Here is a 24,546-nt window from a genome sequence, read left to right as displayed (position 1 = left end):
GGGATCGACAGCGTCATGGCACCCCGCGAGCGGCGCATCACCGCGTGGGCTCGGCTCTCCCGCGATCTCGATGCCGGCGCACTCGATGCGATCGCGCAGGAAGTCACTCTGGAAGAAGCGATCACGGCGGCGAATCAACTCATGGACGGCACGGTGCGCGGCCGCATCGTCGTCGACGTCAATCGATAATCGGGAGCACAGATGAGCAAGAAGGCTTCGGAGCCGAAGACCGCGGAACTGGATCTGTCCGATGTCGACCACCGGGTGGGCAAACCGGTCGGCGGTGGGCAACTGTGGGATCCGTGCAGCACCTCCGACATCCGCCGGTGGGCCATGGCGATGGACAATCCCAATCCGATTCACTGGAACGAGAAATTCGCGCGCGAGTCGAGGTTCGGCGGCCTCGTCGCACCCCAGTCCATCGCGGTGGCTCTCGACTACGGGCACGGAGCCGCACCGGCCTGCGTGGGGCACATTCCGAACAGCCATCTGATCTTCGGTGGTGAGGAATGGTGGTTCTACGGCGTGCCGGTACGGCCGGGAGACAAACTCTTCCAGGAACGACGCTTCCACGATTACAAGGTCACGGAGACCAAGTTCGCCGGGCCCACCATGTTCTCGCGGGGCGACACCACCCATACCAATCAGCACGGCGCCCTGGTCGCGCGCGAACGATCCACAGCGATTCGCTACCTCTCGGCCGAAGCCGCCGAGCGCGGCATGTACGAGAACCAGCTCGGCGAAATCAAGAAGTGGACCAACGACGAGCTCCTCGAAATCGAGGCACTGCGCCACGAATGGCTCCTGTCCAACTGGTCGGGTGTCTCTCCGCACTTCGACGAGGTCAAGGTCGGCGACACCCTGCCGCGTCGCGTGATCGGGCCGCACAGCATCGCCACGTTCACTACCGAGTACCGGGCATTCCTCTTCAACATCTGGGGCACCTTCGAGTGGGTCGCCCCCGAGGGTGTCGACGACCCGTGGGTCAACCAGGATCCGGGCTGGGTCGAAGGCTTCGGTTTCGACGAGGAAGGCGCCATGATCGACCCGCGCAAGCGGGACGGTTTGTACGTGGGCCCGTCTCGCGGACACATCGACGCGGACAAGGCCGGTGAGGTGGGCATGGCACGCGCCTACGGTTACGGCGCGACGATGGGCGCCTGGTGCACCGACTTCCTGTCCAACTGGGCCGGTCACGACGGCATGGTCCGCCACATCAAGTCGGACTTCCGCGGCCCGGCCTTCGAGGGGGACGTCACGTACTTCGACGCCGAGGTCGTCGGCAAGGAGACCGACACCACGTGGGGTGTCCCCCTCGTCCAGGTCGAGCTGCGCCTGACCAATCAAGACGGCAACGTCCTCGTCTCCTCCACCGCCGAGGTCGAGCTGCCGCTCTGACGGCACCGCAGACAAGGGAGTCATCATGAGCACTGGGACGAACACGGAAGTGGTGGAGTCCGTTTCGATCGTGTCGGGATCTCCGCTCAGCGAAGAACCCGGTCTGGGTGCCCTCACCCTGCCCGGTTTCCTGCGCGAAGTGACAGAGTTGTACAGCGACCGGGAAGCGCTCGTGATGCACGACGCGGACGGCACCACACGCTGGACCTATGCCGACCTGTGGGAACGTGCCGTCGAGGTGGCACGGGCACTGCGCGGCGTCGGACTCACCAAGGACGGCCGCGTCGGCGTGTTGATGACGAACCGGCCCGAATGGATCGCGGCGGTGTTCGGCACCTCCCTCGCGGGAGGCGTCGCTGTCACGCTGAGCACCTTCTCGACCCCGGCAGAACTCGACTACATGCTCGAGACGTCGGGAGTGTCGGTGCTGTTGTTCGAGCGCACCGTGCTCAAGACGGATTTCGCCGCTGCCCTGGCCGGTCTGGAACCGCAGATCGGCACCACGACGTCCGGTGTGGTGCAGTCGACGAAGTACCCGTTTCTGCGGTACGTCGCCATGGTCGGCTCCCCCGACGGAGTCGCGTCGCTTCCGTCGTGGGAGGAATTCCTCGCCCACGGTGAGGCACAGCCGCGCGCACTTGTCGAAGCCTCCGCGGCGGCTGTGCGACCCAGTGACGTCGCCGTGCTGTTCTTCTCCTCCGGTTCGACGAGCAAGCCGAAGGGGATTCTCAGTGCCCACCGCGGCGTGAGTATCCAGATGTGGCGCTTCCGGCGCATGTACCGATTCGCACCGGAGCACAACATCCGATGCTGGACGGCCAACGGCTACTTCTGGTCCGGAAACTTCGCGATGGCGTTGGGCAACACCCTCGCCAGCGGCGGTTGCCTCGTGCTGCAACCGACATTCGATCCTGTGGAAGCACTCGATCTCATCGAGAAAGAACAGGTGAACTTCCCGTTCGCCTGGCCACACCAGTGGGCCCAGCTCGTGGGCGCACCCAACTGGGACAGTGCCGATCTGAGCAGTCTGCTCTATGTCGACTTCAACACCCCCGTCGCGCGGCACCCCACGGTGACCGCCGAGTGGTACGAGCCGGGGCACGCGTACGGCAACACCGAAACGTTCACCATCAGCGCGTGTTACCCCGCCAACACCCCGGCCGAGATCGCGGCCGGCAGCAGCGGTGAACCACTGCCCGGCGTGACGATCGAGATTGTCGAACCACTGACCGGTGCAGTTCTGCCACGCGGCGAGCGGGGCGAAATCTGCGTCAAGAGCCCCACGCTGATGCTCGGATACGTCGGTACACCTCTCAGTGAAACGGTCGACGAGCACGGGTTCTTCCACACCGGAGACGGCGGCTACCTCGACGAGGCGGGCCGGTTGTTCTGGGAAGGGCGGCTCACCGACATCATCAAGACCGGCGGCGCGAACGTGTCACCGCTCGAGGTGGACGAGGCACTCGTCGCGCATCCCGGGGTGAAGGTCGCCCGCACCGTCGGCGTTCCGCACGACACGCTCAGCGAGGTCGTCGTCTCGTGCATCGTGGCGCACTCCGGCGCGGACCTCGATGTCGACGGGATCCGGTCGTACCTGCGGGAGCGACTCGCGAGCTACAAGGTTCCGCGCGAAGTGCTGTTTTTCGACGAGGACGAGATCAGCTTGACGGGCAGCGCGAAGATCAAGTCGAACGAGATCCGGGACCTGGCTGTCGCGCGTCTCGGGGTGAACTGACGTTGGTAGCTTTCTGCCCGCTGAGCGGGCAGAAAGCTACCAACGTGGTGAGCGTCAGCCGCAGGTCGGCTCCGGAACTTCGCCGCTGCGCACTTTGTCTATGAAAGCCTTCACCTCGGGCAGCGATTCCTCCAGCACACCGCGATGATCAGCGCCGTCGTAGACGCTGTAGGTCAGTGCGGCTCCGTTGCCGCACAACGCTTCCGTGATCCGGTCGGTGGCGGCCCGGGAGACGAGGACATCCGCGGTGCCCTGCACGACCAGTGTCGGCACGACCGGCGTGAGTGACTCGAGTTCCTGGGTCGCGTAGTACTCCCCGATACGGCTCATCTCGGCATCCGGAGCGAACAGGTTGTCCACGGGAACCGTGTCGGCCACAGCACGCACATCGTCCATGCACCCGGTGCGGGCGGCGGAGAGCAACGGTCGCGCCGTGTCGGTGAGCATCGCATCGGCCGACAGGCTCGGGTCGGCCGCCTCGGCACCCAGCAGAAGGACGGGAAGGAAACTCAGGGCCTGCTCGATCCCCGGGCCGCCGGACGCGAAGAATCCCGCGACGTCGCTGGTCCTGCTCCCGGGCGCGAGCACCACTGCCGCTTGTAGTTCGAGTTCCGGAGCGCGGTCGAGACCACCGGCCGCCGTGTACAAGGCGGCGTGCCCACCTTGGCTGTGCCCCATCACGGTCCACCGACTTCCGACGCCGGCATCGAGTTCGCGTGCCGCACGCACGATGTCGACAACCGAGTTCCGTGCGCTCTCGCCGTTCATGTACGGATGCCCGCCGGGAGTACCGAGCCCTTCGTAATCAGTCTGGACCACGACGTAACCGTCCGCGACCCAGCGATCGAGCATCGCCCCCGCCCTCGAGACGTAACTGTGTGCGGGTCCGCCGGCCGTGTCGGCCGACGGAGCGCACGCGTCACCGACCCCCGTCGTCCCGTGTGCCCAGCTGACAACCGGCCATCCGCCTTCCGGGACATCGCCTCGCGGGATCGCGACAGTGCCCGACACCAGGACCGGCTGTCCGGCGGCGTCCTCGGACACGTAGGTGATCAACTCGGTGCGTACCGCGCTGGGTAGTGCCGCAGCGGTGGCCAGCGCCCGGTGGGTGACCAGCGATCCGGGCGAGAGCTCACCTCCTTCCGCGGATTCGCCGTTCGCGCACCCCGCGAGGCCCAGCATCGAGGCAAGCACGAAGGCCACGAGGACGGAACGGGTGGAGGAGTCGTTCATGGAGCTCCCTAAGAAGAACGTATTAATATTTCAGGTGAGCTTCTTAGTACAGTAGGGGGATGGCAGTGTCAACAGGTCGCCTCGCTCTTCTGGACGCGGCGGAGAAACTCGTCGCCCTCAAGGGAATTCACGGGACGTCCGCGCGCGAACTCACCAAAGCCGCGGGTCAGCGGAACAACTCCGCGATTACCTACCACTTCGGATCGTGGCACGGGCTGCTCGACGCGGTCTGGAACCGGCATGCGCCGCGGATCAACATCGAACGCGCCACGCTCGTGGAAGTCGCCGAACGCGACGCGCCACCCACACTCGAGCGCCTCGTATACGCGTACGTCCACCCGATCGCCACAGAGGTCGCTCGTGGGAACCCGAGCTACTGGGCACGTTTCAACGAGCAGTGGCTCGCTGCCGCACCGCTCGAGTTGCTCACCGTTCCCGGGCCGGACGACGTCGGAGCCGACTACTACCCCAGCGATGAGTCCCTCGACATCCTGACCGACCTTCTGACCCGGATCGCGGAAGGACTCGACCTTCCGGACAGCGCCGCCCGGCGCCGGGTCGGGCTGATGGTGCGCTTCGTCATCGGCTCGTTCGCCACCTGGGAGCGCGCCGAGGACAGCGGCGCTGCACCTGACCTGACGACATTCGAAACCGAAGTCCTCGACATCGCATGCGCGATGCTGCGGGTACCTCAGCGGTGAGAGGTGGGACGCTCAGCGATCACGAAGACTCGTCGATGTCATCCGGTTCCGGCCCGGTACCGCTCCGCCACGCGCGCGCGATGCAGCGCCGGCGAGCCGAACAGCGAACGGTTGAGCGTCGCCCGCTTGAGGTACACGTGGATACCGCTCTCCCAGGTGTACCCCATACCGCCGTGCAATTGCATTGCCTTACCGGCAATCTCGACTGCCCCGGTACATGCGTAGGACTTCGCCATCGATGCCGCGACCGACGCGTCCGCGTCCCTGCCCGCGATGCCGCGAACGGCCGCATCGACGAGCCTGCGCGCGACCGTCACTTGAACGAGCATGTCGGCGCACGCATGCTTCACGGCCTGGAACGATCCGATCTTGCGCCCGAACTGTTCCCTCACCCCCACATAGGCGACCGTGGCGTCGAGCATCGCCTCGCTCAGCCCGAGACTGTCGCACGCCACTGCCACCGCGGCCCGATCGCGCAGTTGTCGCAGAGCCCGCTGTGGTTCGCCCTGGAACCTCCATACCGACCCGGACGGTATCCGCACCTCGTCGGCTAGGAGAGAGCCGAAGCTGCGGGTCGCATCGACCACCGGCTGCCCCGTCACAACCAGCCCGGACGTCCGTGGATCGAGATCGACGACCACCACCGTTCCGTCGTGTTCGAGTGCCGGGAGGAGCAGCCGGTGCGCGCCGGGCGCGTCGAGCACGAAAGCTGCCGCGCCCTGGACGATTGCACCGTCCGACGTGTACTCGAGGTGGAACTGTGTCTCCCCCATCGCGTCTCCCCCGAGGGCGAAGACCGGCGCCGTGGCTCCCGCCGCCGTGTCGCGGAGGAGACGGTCGCGATCCGGTCCGGGCTCGAGCAGATTGAGTGCCCCCACCCCGAGGGCGGCGACCGCCGGGTACCGCCCTCGTGCGGCCGCGCGGCCGATCTCGCGAAGAACCACTGCGGTCTCGGCGAAGGTTCCTCCGGCCCCGTCGAGCTCACCCGCCACTTCCAGACCCGGCCAGCCGGAGCCGGCGATCGTCCGCCACTCGAGCTCGGTCTCGTGCCCGGACCGTGCGAGGAGGTCTCGTGCGACCGCCCGCAACTCGTCGTGGAACTCGGAGAGGTCGGTGAGCGAAGCGGTCATCGGGTACCCCTCGGTTCGTGGGGCAGGCCGAGGCCACGCTCCCCGATGATCGTGCGCTGTATCTCGCTGGTGCCACCGGGGATCGTCCACTCCCACGAACCGATGAAGTCGAGGACCCACGCCCCGGATTCCCACCCACTCGACATCGGCTTTCGCAGCTCCGTGTGCGCGGCGAGACCCGCCACCTCGGTGCCGAAATCCGTCATGCGCTGCAGTAATTCGCTGTAGTACAGCTTCACGATCGACGCGTCGGCCGGGCCGGGCCGATCATCCGCGACGAACTCGGCACACAGCGCCCGCAATCCGGTGAGCTCGATCTCGAGCGTCGCGAGCCGGTCGGCCACCGACGGATCGCCGAGTGGAACCGTCCCGTCGGGACCTGGTGCCGCACATGATTCGACCAGCCATCGAAACCCACTGACACCCAATCGTTCCGCGAGTTCGAGCATGGTCATTCCGCGTTCGGCGCCGAGTGTTTCCTGCGCGACCCGCCAACCGTCGTTCTCCACTCCGACGAGCTGTGTCGCGGGGATCTCGACGTCGTTGAGGAAGATCTCGGCGAAATGCGATTCTCCGGTGGCCTGCCGGATGGGGCGTACCTCGACGCCGGGTGTGCGCATATCCATGAGGAAATAGGAGATTCCCCGGCGCTTCGGGGCGTCGGGGTCGGTGCGCGCCAGCAGCAGGCACCGGTCGGCGTGCATCGCGCCGCTCGCCCACAGTTTCTGCCCGTTGACGATGTAGACGTCGCCGTCCTTGCGGGCACTTGTCGTGAGTGCGGCCATGTCGGACCCGGCGCCGGGCTCGGAGAACCCCTGGCACCAGATCTCGCCGTCGAGAATTGCGGGTAGATGACGGTGCCGTTGTTCGTCGGTGCCGGCGACCAGCAGTGTCGATGCGGCGTGGTGGATCGACACGAAGGGCAGAACGAGGCGGGGCGCGTCGTGGGCTGCCAACTCCTGGTACAGCACGACTTGTTCTGCGACGGACATCCCGCCGCCCCATTCCTTCGGCCAGTGCGGCACGGCAAAGCCCGCGCCGCGTAGTTCCTGGAACCATTGCTTCTGGAAGCGGACGAACTCCTCGTCCGACACGCCGGTCTTGTCCGACGCCAGTCGGCAGGTATGTGGGTGCGGCACCAGTCCCGGACAGTGGCCCGGAAATCCTCGAGTGTGGGTGCCGCCGGCGTCATCGGGTGGGCTCCTTCTGCCTCGACGCATTCTTCCGGAGCGCGACCAACCGGTCCCGGTGCTCGGCGGTCTGCATGGTCGCGACTTCCGCCGCGAAACCGGCCTGCATCGGACCGCCGAGGGCCTGGGACAGGTACATGTTGACCACCCGTTTCGTATCGCGCAACGCCTGCGCCGGCTGCGCGGCGAGCCGGGCGGCGAGACGTCGGGCCTCAGGCAGCAGATCGTCGGGCGCGGTGGTGCGGGTGGCCAGGCCGAGTTCGACCGCCGTGCTCGCCGAGATCCGGTCGCCGGTGTAGAGGTACTCCCGCGAGCGCAGGATCGGGGTGAGCAGCGGCCAGAAGGCCGCGCCGCCGTCCCCGGCGACGAGACCGACCGCGACATGCGGATCGGCCAGGTGCGCCTTCTCGGACATGAGGACGACGTCGCACAGCACCGCGATGCTGCAGCCGAGACCGACCGCCGGTCCATTGATCGCAGCAATCACCGGGAGCGGAAAGCGAAGCATCTCGTCGATGATCTCGGCGCCCTCCCGGATGCTTTCGTCGCGCGCGGCCGGGTCGTCCAGGAAGGACGTGACCCAGTCCAGGTCGCCGCCGGCGCTGAACGCCCGGCCGGCGCCGGTGAGGATCACCACGGCCGCTTCGGTATCGGCGGACAGTTGCCGCCACACGTTCGCGAGTGCCCAGTGCAGGTTCTTGTCGACCGCGTTGAGCTCGTCGGGACGATTGATCTCGACGATTCGGATCGGTCCGTCGCACTCGACAGTCAACTCGTCCGGAAGTTCGTACTTCATAGCATCGCTTTCTCGGGACTATCGCCGAACAGCCCGGTGAGTCCGCGCCGGCCGATGCGCCGGGTCAACGCGTCCAGTGTCCCGGACGGACCCCACGGCATGCGCCGTAACGCCAGGCTGTACCGGGAGACCCACGACACCGTCGTCTCGTCGCAGAAGCCGCTCGCGCCGTGAAGTTGATGCGCGACCCGGAAGACGGTCTGCGCCGCCTCGACGGCCGCCAATCGCAGTGCGAGCGCGTCGTCCACCGCCTCGTCGTTGCCCGCCTGAATACTCCACAACGTGTACTTGGCGAGCACGTCCAGTCCGGTGCGTTCGACTTCCGCTTCGGTGAGCTGGAATTGGACGCCCTGCAGTCGCGCGAGTGGCGCACCGAACTGCTCGCGCAGCAGCACGTGCGAGCGGGTCAGGTCCATCGCCCGATCGAGCATCCCGAGCAGGGTCCAGCACGGCAGCGTGAGGGCGAGGGCGATGTCCTTCGTGCCGTCGTCGTCGATCGGCTGCAGGTCGAGTTGCGCGGCGAATGCGGAGGTACGCGGCGGGGTGCTCGGTGGTCGGGCCACCGCAACGCTGCGTCGACCGTCGAGTGTGACTGCTGCCCAACGAAGATCGAGGCATGCGACAGGCGCCTTGGGATCGGAGTCGGCCACGACGACCAGACCGTCGACGTCGAGGTCGGTGGGCCGTGCCAGCCGCTCCGCGACCGGATACGGCACGGCAAAGTACCCCACGCTGCGGCACAGCGCGGCGGACGCCTCGAGTTCGTCGGCATCGCCGCGCGGATCGAGGTCCCAGGCACCGAGTTCGCCGAGGATCGGCGCGACGATACTGCGACGACGATCGGGATCATTCTCGATCAGTTGGACGAGGTCGTCGCCTCCGGCGCTTTCCAGTGCCCGAAGCGCTTCACGTCCGTACTCGACCGCTTCCCTGCTCAATTCGGTGTTCATGATGCCGCCAACAGGGCTCGGGCCAGCAGAATCCGCTGCATCTCGATGCTTCCGGACGCCACAGTGGCTGCCTGCGAGTAACGCCAGTGATCTTCGACCGCGCGCCGAAACCACTTGGCCGTATCGTCGTCGAATTCGTCCGCGCCGGCTTCGGGCGGGGTCGCGTAGACGGCGATCTCGGTGAGCACCTCGGCGCTGTCCTGATCGAGGGTGGTCACCGCGATCCGGTATGCCGCGGCCTCGCCGGGCTGCACGTTGCCGCTGCTCTGCAGGGACACCACACGGTAGGCGAGCAGTCGTGCCCGCCGGCAATGCGTGAGCATCCGCGCCCAGCGCGCCTTCAGTTCCTCCGGCACGTCGTCCCACCGGCTGCCGAGCACCGACGGCGCCGCCTGCAAGAGACGCTCACACCGGGCATACCGTGCGATGCCCACACGTTCGTAGGCGAGCACCTCCTGTACTACCTTCCACCCTTCGTCCACGGTGCCGAGCACGTTGGCGTCGGTGACCCGGAGTTCGTCGAAGAAGACTTCGTTGAGATGGTGCGGGCCCAGCATGGCGCGGATGGGACGGACTTCGATGGCCGGATCGGACATCGGTACGAGGAAGACCGTGAGGCCCTGCTGTTTCCTGCCTCCGGTCGACGTACGGGCCAGCAGGAAGCACCACTGCGCCATGGTGGCGTAGGACGTCCAGATCTTCTGGCCGGAGATGAGCCAGCCGTCGCCGTCGCGGCGCGCGGCCGTACGCAGCGATGCGAGATCGGAGCCGGATTCCGGTTCGCTGAAACCCTGACACCAAATTGCCTCGCCGCGCGCGATGGGCGGCAGGTGCTTATTCTGCTGTTCGGGAGTCCCGTGCCGCATGATCGTCGGACCCACCCAATTGACGCCCATGTACTGCGCGCCGCGGGGTTCGTGGTGCGCCCACATCTCTTCGCGGACCACCGTCTGTTCCCAGATCGAGGCACTGCGTCCGCCGAATTCCTCGGGCCACGCCGTGCACAGCAGGCCGCGGTCGGCGAGAAGGCGGCAGAACGATTGCGCCGCTTCCAGATCGGCCGGGTCGTCGGTGAACGCACCGAGAAAGTGTGTAGGGACGTACTCGCGTACCAGGCGGCGTAGCTCACTCCGGAGTTCCGGGGCGGCCCCACCCATCGTGAAGTCCATGCCCGGACAGTACGTCAATCCTCACAAGGATAGCAATGCTTAATATTATGAAGCCTTGCAATACTTGGAGGAAAAGACCGCAGCTCGCTAGACTGGCCGTCATGCATGAAAGGCGACCTTCGTGACCACCCCGCGACGCGGCCGAATTCCCCAGCGCCGCATCGCGGAAACGGTCGCCGCCGAGTTGCGCGACCACATTCTCTCGGACGACGACTACCGCCTGCCCACCCAGGACCAGCTCGTCAAGGACTTCGGTGTCAGCTACCCCTCGGTACGGGAGGCTCTCCGCATCCTGGAAACCGAGGGTCTCGTGACCGTGCGCCGCGGCAACGTCGGCGGCGCCGAGGTGCATCGTCCCGACGAATTCTCCGCCGCCTATCACCTGGGCCTGTCCCTCCAGGGCGCCCGCGTCACCCTGCGCGATCTCGCGGCCGGCCTGCAGATGCTCGAGCCGATGTGCGCCGCCGAGTGCGCCCGACGGGAAGACCGGGCGGAAGCGGTCGTACCCGTGCTCGACGCCGCCGTCGAACGCTCCGCGAACGTCGTCGGCGACGGGGTGGCATTCACCCACACCGCAAGAGAATTCCACGATCTTGTCGTCTCCTTCACCCCGAACATCACCATTCGCTATGCCGTGAGCAGCTATGTCGCGCTGTGGTCGGCACAGGAGGAGGCGTGGGCCGAAGCCCTCACCCGACGCGGTGAGTACCCCGCCGAAGCCGAAGCAAAGGAAGCCGTCCGCGCACACCAGCGGATCGCCCAAGAGATCGCCGCCGGCCGTGCCGACGAAGCCGAGCGGCTCGCCCGGGTCCACCTCGCCGCGACGCAGGCGCTGGTTCTCGAGCGCTTCGGCGACAGCGTCGTCAACGCCTCGGCCGCCCTGGCGCGCCATGCCGGGCGGCGCTCACGCATCTAGAGCCACCACCACTCCCCCACGCCGAGGCCCTTTGCCTCGGTTGCAGCCGGCGCAACGGCCGGGCACGGTACTTCACTTCCGTGCCCGGCCGTTCTGTTGCTCCGGGAAGATCCGGTCGGCGACAAATGAGAGAACCGTGTTCTCTTGTTACATCCGAACAGGCTACGCAATCCTTGTAAGGATAACAATACTTGTAGCCCTGTACTCTTCGTGATTAACTTCCACCATCAGCTGGAAGTGGCTTACATCACGGTTCGTCGGTGAAAATCGGCGTCCGGACCGCCTCACACGAGCCAGTTCCAACCCATATGCAGCGGAACAATGTTCTCACCGATTGCAGAACTGCGTTCTCAAATGAGGAGGACCACCTTGACGCAAGGGTCGCGCTACACGGGTTCATCGACCAGACTCGCCGACGGATGGAGCCTGAAGAGGCTCACCCCACCCAGCCGCTTGTTCGGAGCCAACGGCATACGCGCCGGCGCGGACGGCCGCATCTACGTTGCGCAGGTGGCCGGCAGCCAGATCAGCGCCTTCGATCCCGAGACCGGCGACATCGAGACCATCAGCGCCATGGGCAGCGACATCACCGCACCCGACGACCTGGCCTTCCACCCGGACGGCGAGCTGTACGTCACCGAGTACTACGACGGCCGAGTCAGCGTGCGCGGCAACGACGGAAGCACACGACTGTTGCGCGACGACCTCCCCGGCGCGAACGGCATCACGTTCCACCAGGGCCGGCTGTTCGTCGACGAGTGCCGGCCCGACGGCCGCCTGATGGAGATCGACCTCAACGGCGGCGCACCCAAGATCCTGGCCGAAGGACTCCAGCTGCCCAATGCCCTCGAAGTCGGGCCGGACGGCAAGCTGTACTACCCGATGCTCGGCACCAACGACATCTGGCGAATCGATCCCGACGGCGGTGAGCCGGAACGCGTCGCCGGGGACCTCGGCGTCCCGGTCGCATTGAAGTTCGATTCCGAGGGCTACATCATCTCGCCGCAGGTCGCATCGGGGCAGGTCCTGCGGATCAACCCCCGCACCGGCGAGAGCACCGTGATCGCCGACATCGGCTCCGGTCTCGACAACCTCACCTTCGTCGGTGACCGCTTGTTCGTGTCGAGCTTCACCGGGCAGATCACCGAGGTCCTCGGGGGCGGCGAGACAAGAACTGCCCTCGCAGACGGTCTGACCTGGCCGCTGGATCTGACGGTGGGACCCGACGGCACCCTGTTCGTCGCCGACGGAACCTTCCTTCTCGAGCTCGGGTCCGACGGCGAACTTCGCACGACCGGAATGCTCTTCCATCCCGGGTGGCCGGGTTACATCCGCGGCGTGACCTCCGTCGGAGACGGTGAGTTCATCGTTGCCGGCGACACCCATGTCTCACGCTACCGACCCGCGACTGCCGAAAGCGAGCCGCTCTTCACCGGACTCGAGCAGGCCTACGGCGTGGCAGTGTCCGCGAGCGGCACCGTAGCGGTCGCCGACATCGGCACCGGCAACGTCCACTCCGTCCGATCCGGAGAGGCGGAAGTGCTGGCCCGCGGGCTCCAGGACCCGACAGGCGTGGCGTTCACGTCGGACGGAACGCTCCTCGTCTCGGAGGCCGGAGCGGGACGCGTTGTCTCTGTGACGAGTTCGGGTGTCGACACCTTGGTCGACGGGCTCGAGCGACCGCAGGGAATCCTCGTGCGCGACGGCAAGCTCTACATCGTCGATGTCGGCGCCAAATCGCTGATCAGCGTCGATCTGGACACCAAGGCGCAACAGATCATCGCCCGTCACCTGCCTGTGGGCGCACCCGAGGGCGTGACCCCGAAGCCCCTGAAGGGCATCGTTCCGTTCGCCGGCCCGCAGGGCCCGTTCGCCGGCATCGCTGCCGGCCCCGACGGCACGCTGTATATCTCCGCCGACGCCGAGGGCAGCGTCCTGGCACTCCGCGAAGAGAAGTGAGTACCCCGATGAGCGACGAGTTCCTCGATCTCACCGGGCGCATCGTCATCGTGTCCGGGGCTGCGGGCGGCGGTATCGGCACATCGGTGACCCGAATGGTCGCGCAGGCCGGCGCGACGGTGGTCGCGGTGAGCCGTTCCGAGGACAACCTCAACAAGCACATCAAACCTCTGGTGGCCGAAGGACTTTCGGTGGTTCCGGTGGCCGCCGACGCCTCTACGGACGGAGGGATCGCCACTGTCCTGGAGGTGGCTCGCCGCACCGAGGGCGAGTTGTACGGACTCGTCAACGTCGCCGGGGGTGCCGCACCGGCGACGTGGATGCCGTCGACCCGCGTCACGCGGGAGGATTGGCGCGCCCTCTTCACGCAGAACCTCGAAACGATGTTCTTCATGAGCCAGGCGGTCGCGGCCGAACTGAAGTCGCGGTCGCTTCCCGGATCCATCGTTTCGATCTCGTCGATCAGCGGCATGAACACCGCGCCGTTCCACGTCGGGTACGGCACCGCCAAAGCCGCACTCGTAGCCGCAACGCGCACGATGGCCGTCGAACTCGCCACCGACAACATCCGCGTGAACGCCATCGCCCCCGGAGTCACCGCGACACCGGCCTCCGGGACCTATGTCGACGACGACACCGAGCGCGACCGTCGAGCCATCGCGATGGGCCGCCGTGGCAGACCCGAGGAGCAGGCCGGCGCGATTCTCTTCCTGCTGTCCGACCTGTCGAGCTACATCACGGGGCAGACGATCCTCGTGGACGGCGGACTGAACCTCAAGTGGACCCACATGGGCGCCGACCACACCTCGCTGTTCCTCAAGGACGACACCTTCCGCGCCGCCATCACCCGCTGACACAGCACGGTTTCAGAGGAGAATTCCATGACCGACACTGTCGACAACATCGAAGAAACTGCTACCGCGTCCACCGAACCGCTCTCGACCCCACTCACGATCGGTGTCGAGGCGTACACCTCCAAGGAATACGCACGCGCCGAAGGCGACAAACTCTGGGCCAAAGTGTGGCAGCAGGTCGGTCGCGTCGAAGAACTCGCCAAGGTCGGCGACTTCCTCACCTACGAGATCCTCGACGATTCCCTGATCGTCGTACGCACCTCCCCCGAGACGATTCGCGCCTATCACAACGTCTGCTCCCACCGGGGACGCCGCCTCGTCGACACCCCCGCCGGTGCGCGCGAGGCCCACGGCTGCGCAAAGCAGTTCGTGTGCGGGTTCCACGGCTGGCGGTACGACCTCGAGGGCAACAACACCTTCGCCCCGGAGCGAGGCGACTGGCAGGACAGTCTGACCGAGGAGCGGTCCCGTCTCGTGGACGTCAAGGTCGACACGTGGGGCGGCTGGATCTGGATCAACATGGATCCCGAGTCCGAGCCCCTGCGCGACTACCTCGAACCGGCGGCCTCTCTTCTCGACCACTTCCACCTCGAGAACATGCGTTACCGGTGGCGCAAGTGGCTCGTGTTCGACTGCAACTGGAAGGTCGCACTCGAGGCCTTCATGGAGACCTACCACGTGCCGTATACCCACCCGGAGTTCATGAACTTCGGCAATTTCCTGGGTTGGTCGCGGGCACAGGGCAAGCACAGCAACATCGGGTACGACGCGCCCAAGGGCATGGAAGAGAACCAGGCGAAGCTGCGGGTCGGCAACGGCCCGGACGCGCGCAAGGCCACGATCCAGCTGCAGAACTTCACCTGGGAGAACGCAAATACCAACACCACCCGCACCCTCGTCGACGCTGCACAACGACTGCTCGACGAGCTTCCGGAAGGCACGCCTCCCGACCAGGTGCTCCGTCACTGGCTGGATTCGGCCCGGCGCGACGACGAGGCACGCGGAGTCGTGTGGCCGACCGTACCGCCGGAGGTCGTCGCCCAGAGTGGTACGGCCTGGCAGATCTTCCCGAACTTCCAGATCGGCCACGCACTGAACAACATGCTCTGCTACAGCGCCCGCCCCTACGGCGACGATCCTGACAAGTGCATCTTCGAGGCCGCCGTCTACGAGCTCTTCCCCGCGGGCGAGGAGCCCGAGACCGAATGGGAATACACGCCGGCGGACGATCCGGGCTGGCGCACCGTCCTGCCGCAGGACTTCCACAACATGGCCGCCGTTCAGAAGGGCATGAAGACCCGGGGGTTCTCGGGTCCCAAGCCCAATCCGTATCGCGAACGCAGCGTCGCCAACCTCCACCACAATCTGGCCACATACATGGGTACCGGCGCTCCGCGCGATCTCGCCTGATCTCCGAAACCCATTCCTAGCCGAGGATATTCGCATGCAGAACTGCGCACCTACCCAGACCCCCGACGTCGACATCCCCACCCTCAGAACGAAGTATCTGGCGGAACGTGACAAGCGCCTCCGCCCTGAGGGTCAGAAGCAGTACCTCGAGGCAGACAACGAATTCGCGGAGTTCTACGAGGGCGATCCGCACATGCCGGTCGTACCTCGGCAACCGATCACCGACGACATCGAAGTGGTGATCCTGGGTGGTGGGTTCTGCGGTCTCATTGCCGCGCATCGCCTCCAGCAGGCCGGTGTCGAGGACTTCCGGATCGTGGAGCTCGGTGGCGATTTCGGTGGTGTCTGGTACTGGAACCGCTACCCGGGCATCCAGATCGACTCGGATGCCTACTGCTATCTCCCCCTGCTCGAGGAAACCGGCTACATGCCGAAGGAGAAGTACTCCAAGGGCGACGAGTGCTTCGAACACGCCCAGCGCATCGGCAAGCAGTTCGGCCTCTACGACAACGCCATCTTCCACACGCTGATCCGCTCCCTCGAATGGGACGACGAGATCGACCGTTGGCAGATCCGCACCAACCGGGGCGACGAGATCCGCGCGCGATTCGTCGTCATGGCCCAAGGCCCCTACAACCGGCCGAAGCTGCCGGGCATCCCCGGGATCACCGATTTCAAGGGGCACACCTTCCACACTGCCCGCTGGGATTACGACTACACCGGTGGAGACCTGCACGGCGGGCTCGACAAGATCGCCGACAAGAAGATCGCCGTCATCGGCACGGGATCGAGCGGTGTCCAGGCGATCCCGCACCTGGCACGCGGCGCGAAGCACCTGACCGTCTTCCAGCGGACGCCGTCGTACATCTTCGAGCGGGCCAACTCCCCGACCGACCCCGAATGGGTGGAAAGCCTCGAACCGGGCTGGAGGGCAGCGCGCCAGCGCAACTTCCACAATGCGGCATTCGCCTTCTACAACCCGGGCGAACCCGACCTCATCTGCGACGGCTGGACCGAGGTGGCCCGTAACATGGCCGCCAAGCTCAACGAGACCAATGGCTGGGCAGCGTTGGCGGATCCGGCAAAGTTCATGGAGCTCAAGGAGATCGAGGACTACCGGGCGATGGAGCGAGTGCGTCGCCGGGTGGACGAGATCGTCGAGGATCCCGAGACGGCGGAGAAACTGAAGCCGTACTACCGCAACATGTGCAAGCGGCCCGTCTTCAACGACGAATATCTTCCGACCTTCAATCGCCCGAATGTCACACTCGTCGACGTCTCGGAGACCAAGGGCGTCGAACGGATCACCGAAAAGGGCATCATCGTCGATGGCGTCGAGCACGAGTTCGATTGCATCGTGTTCGCGAGCGGATTCGAGATCACCACCGCGCTCGAGCGTCAGTTCGATATCGCACCGTTCGCCGGCCGCGAAGGAACCTCCCTCTACGACCACTGGGGCAAGGGATTCCGCACGCTGCACGGCATCATGGCACACGGGTTCCCGAACCACTTCGCCACCGGCTTCGTGCAGGGAGGCGTCACCGCCGCGACGACCCTGATGTTCGAGCAGCAGGCCGACCACATCGCCTACATCATCAAGGAAGCGCAGACGCGCGGAGCCACCGTGGTCGAGCCCACCGCCGAAGCCGAGGAAGAGTGGATCCAGACCATCCGGACGTACTCGGTGGACAACAGCACCTTCACGACGGAATGCACGCCCGGCTACTACAACAGTGAGGGCGAACCGAACGGCCGCTCGTTCCTCGGCGATCCCTTCTGGGGCGGCTTCTACGAACTGACCGAATTGTTCGAAGCCTGGCGCGGCACAGGCACATTGGAAGGTCTGGTACTCGAGAAGTGACACGCCGATCCGACACGACTGCCACGAGAGGAGGAATCGATGTCTGACCTGCGATTCGACGACCGCGTGGCTGTGATCACCGGCGCCGGCCGGGGGTTGGGACGCGACTACGCTCTACTGCTCGCGTCGCTGGGCGCCAAGGTTGTCGTCGACGACCCGGGTGCCGCCATCAACGGGGAGAACGTCGACTCCGGTCCGGCCGAGGACGTGGTTCGCGAGATCGAAGCCGCGGGCGGACAGGCGGTTGCCTGCACCGAGTCCGTCGCGACCGCCGAGGGCGGCCGCGCGATCGTCGAGATGGCACTCGGCACCTACGGCCGCATCGACATCCTCATCCACAACGCCGGCAACAACCGCTATGCGTCGTTGTCGGAGATGACGTACGAGGACTTCGACGCGGTCCTCGATGTCCATCTTCGTGGTGCGTTCCATGTTGTCCGAGCGGCATTTCCGGTGATGTGCGAGGCCGGGTACGGCCGGATCGTTCTCACCTCGTCGATCGGCGGCATCTACGGCAACGCGAATGTCGCCAACTACGCCGCGGCCAAGGCGGGGATGATCGGACTGTCCAACGTGGCGGCGATCGAAGGCGCAGATCACGGAGTGACGTCGAACGTCATCATTCCCGCCGCCCTGACCAGGCTGGCGGAGGGACTCGACACCTCGTCCTACCCACCGATGGGCCCGGAACTCGCGGCCCCGGTCGTGGGGTGGCTCGCACACGAGTCCTGCTCGGTCACCGGTGAGATGTTCGCCGCGATCGCCGGCCGGGTGGCGAAGGTGTTCGTCGCCGAGACCCCCGGCGTGTACCGCCCGTCGTGGTCGATCGACGAGGTCGCCGAAAACATCGACGCCATCCGCGACACGAACGACCCGTGGATCCTGCCGACCGTGTCCGGCCACGTGGACCACATCACGAAAAGCTTTGCGATTGCCATGGAGGGCAGCACTCATGTCGGTTAAGGTCTACGAACGAATTCTGGACCTCTTCGAGGCCGAGGGAATCAACACCCTTTTCGGCATCCCGGATCCGAATTTCGTTCACCTGTTCCACCTCGCAGAAGAGCGAGGCTGGAATGTCGTTGCGCCCCACCACGAGGAGTCCGCCGGGTTCATGGCGGAAGCGGTGTCGCGCATGACCGGCAGGGCTGCACTGTGCATCGGCACGCTCGGTCCGGGCCTCGCGAACCTCGCGGGCGCCATCATGTGCGCCAAGGTCGAGAATTCCCCGGTCATCTTCCTGGGCGGCCAGCGTGCCCGCATCACCGAGCAGCGGGTTCGGCGCGGCCGTATCCAGTTCGTTCAGCAGATGGCTCTGGTGGAGAACTCGGTGAAGTACAGCGCGAGCATCGAGTACGCCGAACAGACCGACGAGATCATCCGTGAGGGCCTGCGGAAGGCCCTCTCGGGCACCCCGGGTCCGGTGTACATCGAGTACCCGCAGCACGTCATCCAGGAAGAGCTGGATCTTCCGCCGGTGCTCCCGCCCCACGCCTATCGTCTCGTCGGCCAGACGGCCGGTGCGGACCTCGTCGCCGAGGCAGCCGAATTGATCGGCGCCGCAAAGCAACCCATTTTGCTCGTCGGCCACGGTGTTCACACGTCCCGAGCAGGGGCATCGGTGAAAGCACTCGCCGATCTGATGGCATGCCCGGTCATCCAGACCTCGGGTGGCACGTCGTACATCGAAGGGCTCGAGGACCGGACCTTCCCGTACGGCTTCTCCGCGGCGGCCATCGACGCCGTCGTCAAGTCCGACCTGTGCCTCGCGATCGGCACCGAACTCGGCGAGCCGGTTCATTTCGGTCGCGGCCGGCACTGGGTGGCGAACGAGGAGAACCGCAACTGGATCCTCATCGAACAGGATGCCTCCGCGATCGGCGTGAACCGCCCGATCGACGTGCCGCTGGTGGGCGACCTGCGGGCGATCGTGCCGCAACTCGTCGAGGCGCTGAAGGATTCGCCCCGCACTCCGACCGCCGAGCTCGATGGCTGGATCAAGCAGGACGCGGACCAGCTGGCGGAACTCGCAGAAACCGCACCTTCCGGCATGTCGCCGGTGCACCCGGCCCGCTTGATCGTCGAAGCCACCAAGGCGTTCCCGGCCGACGGCATCATGGTCCGCGACGGCGGCGCCACCACCATCTTCGGCTGGACCTATTCGCAGGCCAAGCCGCACGACGTGATGTGGAACCAGAACTTCGGCCATCTCGGCACGGGTCTCCCCTACGCCGTCGGCGCGGGTGTCGCCGACGGCGGTAAACGTCCGATGATGCTCATCACCGGCGACTCGTCGTTCCAGTTCCACATCGCCGAGCTCGAGACGGCCGCCCGGGTGGGTCTCCCCCTGGTCTGTGTTGTGGCAGTGGACTACGCGTGGGGCCTCGAAGTGGGCGTCTACAAGCGCACCTACGGTCACGGATCTCGGGAGACCGGTGTCCACTGGAGCAAGGACACCCGCTTCGACAAGGTCGCCGAGGGCTTCGGATGCTACGGCGAGTACGTCGACCGCGACGAGGACATCGCACCCGCGATCAAGCGCGCATACGCGAGCGGCAAGCCGGGTGTCATCCATGTGGCTGTGGATCCGACGGCCAACTCCGAGGAAATGCCGAGCTACGACGAGTTCCGCACCTGGTACGCCGAAGGCCAGCAGTAGCAACGCCTTCCGGATACCGGCAATGAGATTCGCGTCGAAACACACGAGAGAATCGGGCAACCATGCGTGAATATCTGGAGTTCTACATCGACGGACAGTGGACCGATCCGGCGCAGTCGCAGACTTTCGAGGTCGTCAACCCGGCCACCGAGGAAGTCGCGGGGACCGCGGCGCTCGGCTCCGCCGCAGACGTCGACAAAGCGGTTGCAGCCGCCCGCCGCGCCTTTCCCGGGTGGTCCGCGACGAGCCGCGACGAGCGACTGGGCGTGCTCCGCAAGGTGCTCGATGTCTACCAGCAGCGAATCGGCGACCTCGCGTCCGCGCTGACCGAGGAGATGGGCGCTCCGAAGGCGCTGGCGGGTGGCTTCCAGGTGAACCTGGGACTCGGGCACCTGACCACCGCGATCGAGGTGCTCGAGCACTTCACGTTCGAGGAACAGCGTGGCGGCACCCTCATCGTGAAGGAGCCGATCGGTGTCTGCGGCCTGATCACGCCGTGGAACTGGCCGCTCAACCAGATCGCGGTGAAGGTGTTCCCCGCCCTGGCCACCGGCTGCACCATGGTGCTCAAACCGTCGGAGCAGTCACCGTTCAGCGCACAGGTCTTCGCGGAGATCCTGCACGCAGCGGGTGTCCCCGCAGGCGTGTTCAACCTGGTCCAGGGTGACGGTGCCGGCGTCGGCCGGGCCATCTCCGGCCACCCCGATATCGACATGGTGTCCTTCACCGGTTCGACGCGCGCAGGTATCGACATCGCCGCCGCTGCCGCGGCCGGCGTCAAGCGGGTGACGCAGGAACTCGGCGGCAAGGGCCCGAACGTCGTGCTCGACGACGCCGACTTCGCCGCGAACGTCGGAGCGGGCGTGGCCACCATGATGGTCAACTCCGGCCAGACCTGCAGCGCCGGGTCGCGCATGCTCGTTCCCAGCGAGCGCATGGCAGAAGCCATCGACGTCGCGGCGCAGACGCTGTCGCAGATCACCGTGGGCGACCCCGAGGGCGATTTCTCGATCGGGCCGGTGGTGTCCGAGGCACAGTTCGACAAGATCCAGTCGCTGATCCAGAAGGGCATCGACGACGGCGCGACTCTCGTCGGCGGCGGTGTCGGACGTCCGGACGGACTGACGGTCGGGTACTACGTGCAGCCCACCGTCTTCGCGGACGTCAAGAACGACATGACGATCGCACGTGAAGAGATCTTCGGACCCGTGCTCACGATCCTCGGATACGACAGCATCGATCACGCCGTCGACATCGCCAACGACACCGAGTACGGCCTCGCCGCATTCGTGGCCGGCGCGGACCTCGAGCAGGCCCGCAGCGTCGCGCGCCGAATCCGCGCAGGCAACATCACCATCAACGGCGCATTCGATTTCGGTGCTCCGTTCGGTGGCTACAAGAAGAGCGGGAACGGACGTGAGTGGGGCGAATTCGGCTTCCACGACTACCTCGAGATCAAAGCCGTGATCGGCTATGCATCCGAGGACGACCCGGAATGAGCGAAGCCTCCGACCTCGACGTACTTCTCGCACATCACCGGGTTCGTGCGTGCGTCGTCGGGCTCGCGCGCGGTGAGGACCGCCGGGACGGTGAGTCCGTCCGCGCCGCGTTCTGGCCGGACGCGACCGTGGATTTCGGCATCTTCGCGGGGTCGTTCGACGAGTACCTCGCATGGGTCGTCCCGGGGTCGCCCGCCGTTCCGGTGACACAGCATCTGCTCGGTCAGACCCACATCGAACCGGCAGGTGATTCGTTGCTCGCCGAAACCCATGTCGTCGCCTACCACCGCGTCGACACAGGCACCGAGGAAAAAGACACCGTCCTCGGCGGCCGCTACCTCGATCGATTCGAGCAGCGCGACGGCCAGTGGCGGATCACGGAACGCACGATGCTCTACGACTGGTTCCGCGACGACGGCGTCTCGGTCGACTGGTCACAGGGCGTCATGGGCACGCCGTTCAGCGACGACCGATTCACGGGCAGGGCCGCCGGAGATCACAGCGAGGCGTTCTTCGCCGCCGGCGACCTCGCCACACGGAAGTAACCCGCTGCAGCGGTAAGGAGTTCGAATGGGTGCGTTGTCGAGCAAGGTCGCTGTGGTCACCGGCGCCAGCCGCGGTATCGGCAAGGGTATCGCCCTGGCACTGGCGGAGCGGGAAGCCACCGTCTACGTCACCGGCCGCACGGTGACGCCCGGCGCACACCCACTGCCCGGCACCATCGGGGAGACCGCGGCGGAGTGCGACCGCCGGGGCGGTCGGGGCATCGCAGTCCAGGTCGATCATGCGAACGATCAGCAAGTTGCCGACCTCTTCGACCGGGTCGAACAGGAGCAGGGCCGCCTCGACATCCTGGTCAACAATGCCTTCGCGCTCCCCGAGGATCTGACGGATCCGGATCCGTTCTGGGAGAAGCCCCTCTCCAATTGGGAGATGGTCGATGTGGGGGTGCGATCGAACTTCGTCGCCGCCCGGCACGCCGCCAGGCTGATGACACCTCGCAAGTCGGGGCTCGTCGTGGCCGTCTCCGGCTACACCGGCGTGGCGTACACCTACGGCGTCGTCTTCGGCACGGCCAAATCGGCGGTGGACCGCATGGCCCGGGACATGGCGGTCGAACTACAGCCATACAACGTGGCGTCGGTCTCGCTCTGGCAGGGCTTGACCTTCACCGAACGCGCGGAACAGAACCTCGCCGGCATACCCGGCCTGACAACGGGTTCGGCCACCCGCCCGGAAAACGGCTGCTCACCGGAGTTTCCCGGGCTGGTCATCGCGGCCCTCGCGAACGACCCGGCCGTCATGGCCCGTTCGGGCGGCACCTTCATCACTGCCGAATTGGCACAGCACTACGGAATCAAAGACCTCGACGGCAGAGAGATTCCATCACTACGAGCGACGCGCGGCGAACCCATCTGGTCGCCGATCGAAGCGGTCGACTCCCACTCCTCTCGAATGCAACGGAGCGCACCATGACCACGTCGGTGACATCACTTTCCGCAGACCGGATCGCCAAGCTCGAGACCGTGCTCGCACGCCAGGAGATCCTCGATACGCTGACCCGCTTCAGCCGGGCCATGGATCGCTTCGACCGCGACATGTTCCTCTCCACCTTCCACCCCGACGCGACCATCGCCGCGGGCAGCTTCGTCGGCGGACCGGTGGAACTCTACGACTGGTCCACCGACATGCACGCGCAGGGCCAGAAAGCGACGCACCACAATCTGCTCAACCACACGTGCGACATCGACGGCGATACTGCTCACACCGAAACGTATTACCTGTTCGCCGCCCGAAACCTGGACGACAGCAACTGGATTGCCGGCGGACGCTACATCGACCGGCTGGAGCGGCGCGACGGCGAATGGCGGATCGCCCTTCGCACCAACGTGATCGAATGGTCGGGAATGGTTCCCTCCATGGATATTCCGTTCGCCGATGTACCCGACGTCCACGACAACGGCGCCCCGGCGCGCAGTACGAGCGACCCGTCCTACACCCGCCCGTTGACCAACGTCCGGCAACCGAATGTCCCGGCCTGACAAGGCGCACCCAGGAGACCGAAACGATATGAACACCATTGCCACGAAGAAGCTCGGGGATCTCGTCGGCGCGGAGGTGACGGATATCGACGTCGATCGTCTGCTGACCGACGACCCCCTCCCCGCCGCGCTACTCGACCTGCTCGAGGAGCACAGCGTGTTGCTGTTCCGCGAGCTGCACATCGACGACGCCTCGCAGGTCGAGTTCTGCCGCAGGCTGGGCGAGCTCGCGCTGTTCCCCCGTTACCGGATCCCGGAGATCATGGAGATCAGTTTCGAGCCGGACAACCCGAACAAGGAGTACTTCGCCAGCAACGACTACTGGCACATCGACGGCGCGCTGGACGCCGTGCCCGCCAAGGCATCGGTGTTGAGCGCTCGCGTCACCGCGGAGCAGGGTGGCGAGACCGAGTTCGCGAGCACGTACGCCGCATACGACGCGCTTTCCGACGAGGAGAAGGAGTACTTCGGCGGCCTCCGTGTGGTCCACACCTTCGAGGCGATCCAGCGCTTGACCTACCCCGACCCGACCCCGGAGCAGTCGAGGGAGTGGGCGTCGCGGGCCGTGCGCGAGCTTCCTCTCGTGTGGGAGCACGAATCCGGCAGGCGGTCGATGGTGTTCGGCGCAACCGCGTCCCACATCGTCGGAATGGATGTCGACGAGGGCGCGGACCTGCTGCGCAACCTCGAACGACGCGCCACAGCACCGGAATTGGTATACCGGCACACCTGGACCGAGGGTGACATGGTCATCTGGGACAACACCGGTCTCGTCCACCGGGCCTGCGCGTTCGACAGGAGTAAGCCTCGCAGGATGCACCGCTCGACCCTCATCGGTACCGAGGCGATCAAGTGAGCGGGCGCACCGCGGTCGTGACCGGCGGGGCATCCGGTATCGGCGAGGCCATCGCGCGGCGTCTCGCTGCCGACGGAAATCAGGTGGCCGTATTCGATCTCAACGGAGACGCTGCGGCGGCCACGGCCGCCTCGATCGAGGAAACCGGCGGCAAAGCCGTCGGCCTGCGTGTCGACGTCACCGATCGC

Annotated in this window: 21 protein-coding genes and 2 pseudogenes; 17 read left to right on the top strand and 6 right to left on the bottom strand. The window is 66.0% G+C overall.

Annotated elements, in window-relative coordinates; genetic code table 11:
- The 3 genes and pseudogenes from Q8814_RS13500 to Q8814_RS13490 all read left to right on the top strand — a co-directional run.
- Positions 1 to 189 (top strand): annotated as a pseudogene (locus Q8814_RS13500) (oxidoreductase); the annotation flags it as partial.
- Between the two features lie 12 nt (positions 190 to 201).
- Entirely contained in the window at positions 202 to 1,398 is a 1,197-nt protein-coding gene (locus Q8814_RS13495) for an FAS1-like dehydratase domain-containing protein (protein ID WP_330152530.1), read from the top strand.
- 25 nt (positions 1,399 to 1,423) lie between these two features.
- Positions 1,424 to 3,133, top strand: a complete 1,710-nt coding sequence (locus tag Q8814_RS13490) for a class I adenylate-forming enzyme family protein (protein ID WP_330152529.1) — start codon at positions 1,424 to 1,426, stop codon at positions 3,131 to 3,133.
- A gap of 54 nt (positions 3,134 to 3,187) precedes the next feature.
- On the opposite strand, the gene Q8814_RS13485 is transcribed toward Q8814_RS13490, so the two are convergent.
- Positions 3,188 to 4,366: an alpha/beta hydrolase family protein gene (locus Q8814_RS13485; protein ID WP_330152528.1), complete on the bottom strand. Its 1,179-nt coding sequence runs from the start codon at positions 4,364 to 4,366 to the stop codon at positions 3,188 to 3,190.
- 59 nt (positions 4,367 to 4,425) lie between these two features.
- Here Q8814_RS13485 and Q8814_RS13480 point away from each other — a divergent pair, with 59 nt between their 5' ends.
- Positions 4,426 to 5,067 (top strand): TetR/AcrR family transcriptional regulator, encoded by a 642-nt coding sequence (locus Q8814_RS13480; RefSeq protein ID WP_330152527.1) that lies wholly within the window; start codon positions 4,426 to 4,428, stop codon positions 5,065 to 5,067.
- A gap of 38 nt (positions 5,068 to 5,105) precedes the next feature.
- Here Q8814_RS13480 and Q8814_RS13475 read toward each other — a convergent pair whose 3' ends face one another.
- The 5 genes and pseudogenes from Q8814_RS13475 to Q8814_RS13455 form a co-directional block, all read right to left on the bottom strand.
- Positions 5,106 to 6,197, bottom strand: a complete 1,092-nt coding sequence (locus Q8814_RS13475; RefSeq protein WP_330152526.1) for an acyl-CoA dehydrogenase family protein — start codon at positions 6,195 to 6,197, stop codon at positions 5,106 to 5,108.
- A pseudogene (locus tag Q8814_RS13470) lies at positions 6,194 to 7,389 on the bottom strand (acyl-CoA dehydrogenase family protein). Before Q8814_RS13470 ends, Q8814_RS13475 begins: the two are co-directional and overlap by 4 nt.
- Complete coding sequence (locus tag Q8814_RS13465) at positions 7,386 to 8,183, bottom strand: enoyl-CoA hydratase/isomerase family protein (protein WP_330152525.1); 798 nt, start codon at positions 8,181 to 8,183, stop codon at positions 7,386 to 7,388. The pseudogene Q8814_RS13470 and the gene Q8814_RS13465 overlap by 4 nt, the downstream one beginning before the upstream one ends.
- Positions 8,180 to 9,133 (bottom strand): acyl-CoA dehydrogenase family protein, encoded by a 954-nt coding sequence (locus Q8814_RS13460; RefSeq protein ID WP_330152524.1) that lies wholly within the window; start codon positions 9,131 to 9,133, stop codon positions 8,180 to 8,182. Before Q8814_RS13460 ends, Q8814_RS13465 begins: the two co-directional genes overlap by 4 nt.
- Positions 9,130 to 10,302, bottom strand: a complete 1,173-nt coding sequence (locus Q8814_RS13455; RefSeq protein ID WP_330152523.1) for an acyl-CoA dehydrogenase family protein — start codon at positions 10,300 to 10,302, stop codon at positions 9,130 to 9,132. The genes Q8814_RS13460 and Q8814_RS13455 overlap by 4 nt, the downstream gene beginning before the upstream one ends.
- 121 nt (positions 10,303 to 10,423) lie before the next feature.
- Here Q8814_RS13455 and Q8814_RS13450 point away from each other — a divergent pair, with 121 nt between their 5' ends.
- The 13 genes from Q8814_RS13450 to Q8814_RS13390 all read left to right on the top strand — a co-directional run.
- Positions 10,424 to 11,218 (top strand): FadR/GntR family transcriptional regulator, encoded by a 795-nt coding sequence (locus Q8814_RS13450; RefSeq protein WP_330152522.1) that lies wholly within the window; start codon positions 10,424 to 10,426, stop codon positions 11,216 to 11,218.
- A gap of 354 nt (positions 11,219 to 11,572) precedes the next feature.
- Positions 11,573 to 13,177 carry an SMP-30/gluconolactonase/LRE family protein gene (locus Q8814_RS13445; RefSeq protein WP_408015900.1) on the top strand — a complete coding sequence of 535 codons (1,605 nt, stop codon included), beginning with the start codon at positions 11,573 to 11,575 and terminating at the stop codon, positions 13,175 to 13,177.
- Between the two features lie 8 nt (positions 13,178 to 13,185).
- A complete protein-coding gene (locus Q8814_RS13440) occupies positions 13,186 to 14,031 on the top strand; it encodes an SDR family NAD(P)-dependent oxidoreductase (protein ID WP_330152520.1) in 846 nt (281 codons plus the stop codon).
- 27 nt (positions 14,032 to 14,058) lie between these two features.
- Complete coding sequence (locus Q8814_RS13435; RefSeq protein ID WP_330152519.1) at positions 14,059 to 15,441, top strand: aromatic ring-hydroxylating oxygenase subunit alpha; 1,383 nt, start codon at positions 14,059 to 14,061, stop codon at positions 15,439 to 15,441.
- Positions 15,442 to 15,475: 34 nt separating this feature from the next.
- Positions 15,476 to 17,302 carry a flavin-containing monooxygenase gene (locus tag Q8814_RS13430; RefSeq protein ID WP_330152518.1) on the top strand — a complete coding sequence of 609 codons (1,827 nt, stop codon included), beginning with the start codon at positions 15,476 to 15,478 and terminating at the stop codon, positions 17,300 to 17,302.
- Positions 17,303 to 17,341: 39 nt separating this feature from the next.
- Positions 17,342 to 18,265: an SDR family NAD(P)-dependent oxidoreductase gene (locus tag Q8814_RS13425; protein WP_330152517.1), complete on the top strand. Its 924-nt coding sequence runs from the start codon at positions 17,342 to 17,344 to the stop codon at positions 18,263 to 18,265.
- A complete protein-coding gene (locus Q8814_RS13420; RefSeq protein ID WP_330152516.1) occupies positions 18,255 to 19,961 on the top strand; it encodes a thiamine pyrophosphate-binding protein in 1,707 nt (568 codons plus the stop codon). Before Q8814_RS13425 ends, Q8814_RS13420 begins: the two co-directional genes overlap by 11 nt.
- A 62-nt stretch (positions 19,962 to 20,023) precedes the next feature.
- Positions 20,024 to 21,460, top strand: a complete 1,437-nt coding sequence (locus Q8814_RS13415) for an aldehyde dehydrogenase family protein (RefSeq protein WP_330152515.1) — start codon at positions 20,024 to 20,026, stop codon at positions 21,458 to 21,460.
- On the top strand, positions 21,457 to 22,005 hold the full coding sequence (locus tag Q8814_RS13410) for a nuclear transport factor 2 family protein (RefSeq protein ID WP_330152514.1): 549 nt from the start codon (positions 21,457 to 21,459) through the stop codon (positions 22,003 to 22,005). Before Q8814_RS13415 ends, Q8814_RS13410 begins: the two co-directional genes overlap by 4 nt.
- A 25-nt stretch (positions 22,006 to 22,030) precedes the next feature.
- Entirely contained in the window at positions 22,031 to 22,936 is a 906-nt protein-coding gene (locus tag Q8814_RS13405; RefSeq protein ID WP_330152513.1) for an SDR family NAD(P)-dependent oxidoreductase, read from the top strand.
- Positions 22,933 to 23,502 (top strand): nuclear transport factor 2 family protein, encoded by a 570-nt coding sequence (locus Q8814_RS13400; RefSeq protein WP_330152512.1) that lies wholly within the window; start codon positions 22,933 to 22,935, stop codon positions 23,500 to 23,502. The genes Q8814_RS13405 and Q8814_RS13400 overlap by 4 nt, the downstream gene beginning before the upstream one ends.
- A gap of 28 nt (positions 23,503 to 23,530) precedes the next feature.
- A complete protein-coding gene (locus Q8814_RS13395) occupies positions 23,531 to 24,358 on the top strand; it encodes a TauD/TfdA dioxygenase family protein (RefSeq protein WP_330152511.1) in 828 nt (275 codons plus the stop codon).
- A partial coding sequence (locus Q8814_RS13390; RefSeq protein WP_330152510.1) for an SDR family NAD(P)-dependent oxidoreductase occupies positions 24,355 to 24,546 on the top strand: 192 nt, incomplete at its 3' end. The genes Q8814_RS13395 and Q8814_RS13390, both read left to right, overlap by 4 nt.

The sequence above is a fragment of the Rhodococcus chondri genome (genome assembly GCF_036327435.1).
Taxonomy (GTDB): Bacteria; Actinomycetota; Actinomycetes; order Mycobacteriales; family Mycobacteriaceae; genus Rhodococcus; species Rhodococcus chondri.
This window is presented reverse-complemented; position numbering and strand designations above follow the sequence as displayed.